Annotated in this window: 1 protein-coding gene; it reads right to left on the bottom strand. The window is 42.7% G+C overall.

Going from position 1 to position 1281, the window contains the following annotated elements:
* Nucleotides 1-1078 (bottom strand): PAS domain-containing protein (locus A3766_RS31505; protein WP_197479714.1); only part of this gene is annotated, 1078 nt, incomplete at its 3' end.
* Nucleotides 1079-1281: the final 203 nt, after the last annotated feature.

The following is a 1281-nucleotide window of genomic DNA, read 5'->3' as shown; positions in this document are numbered from 1 at the left end:
TTAGTTGGGCCTGCCCAATTTCCTGATTAGCAATGACACCTGAGCCCAAGCCTCTAGCCTGGCCCATATTTTCGACCAAGGCTGGAATCTTGTTGACCACCAAGTCCATGCTATAGAAACTGCCTAACTCAGGATCAAGTATTAGGTTCGAGGTATCGCNAGCGTGAATTATCAGGTTTAGCACATCACTAATAAGGTCAGAGTGGCGAGAAAAACTGGCTTTAGCCTCAAGGCTAAATGCTATTCCCTTCAAACTGTCCCACTTGCTTTGAATCGCTTTGAACTTGCTAGAAGCTTGTAACTTTTCTCCTAATCTGGCGTCAACTTCTTTAGCCTCATCAAACAAATCGTTTATCTTTTGCCTTACAGACAATATTTTGGGTTCAAAAGACGCGTCACCATTCAGATAAGCGTTTGTCATACCACGGTGTTGTGGAATAAACTGGAGTAGCTGTCTCATCGGTCGAATATATTCGACGCCGACGAGCTCCTGTTTAGAGAACTCTATTTGATCATATTGCTGAGCCAAGGTATTCACGACCAAAGCACTCAACATTAAGAGTACTGCACCCAGAAACATAAACTGCTGAGTGAGTTTAATATTGCTTAACTTAGGAAGGTGTTGAGTAAATCCCGACTTAACAACGTTACCACCATCTAGTGCTATTTCGCCATTTTTAAGGGCCACATAAGCACCTTCTGCTGCAGTAATTTCCTCACGACTGGGAATGGAGCGAACCGACATATATTCAACAACTTTGCCGTCTTCCCAGATAGGCGTCACATTTGCCTTTACCCAATAAAAGTCACCGTTCTTACATCGATTCTTAACGATTCCCGTCCAGGGTCGCCCCTTCTTCATCGTATCCCATAGATCCTTAAACGCTTCGGGCGGCATATCCGGGTGCCTGACGACATTGTGATTCTTTCCGACCAACTCCTGTTCAGAAAAGCCACTGATCGCGATAAACGCCTCATTGACGTATGTAGTGATACCTTTGAGATTGGTTTTTGAGACCAAGGTCTGACCTTCGGTCATCATGACTTCATTGTCAGTCACCGGCATATTGATCTTCATAGAGACACCCTAAGTATTTTTTAAGCGCGTTATTTTTAGATAGTGTGTAGTGAGCAAGCTATAGACTAGTTATCGTCATGTCGGCCCATTTCCTTGAATGAATCTGTCTATTTTGGGGTGAATTGCTTATTTAGCACTATAAATATAGGACAAAATTAGAAATACCCCCTACCTATTTAGGGATATTTTAGAAAGAAAGTATT

This window comes from Oleiphilus sp. HI0132 (assembly GCF_001635845.1).
This window is presented reverse-complemented; position numbering and strand designations above follow the sequence as displayed.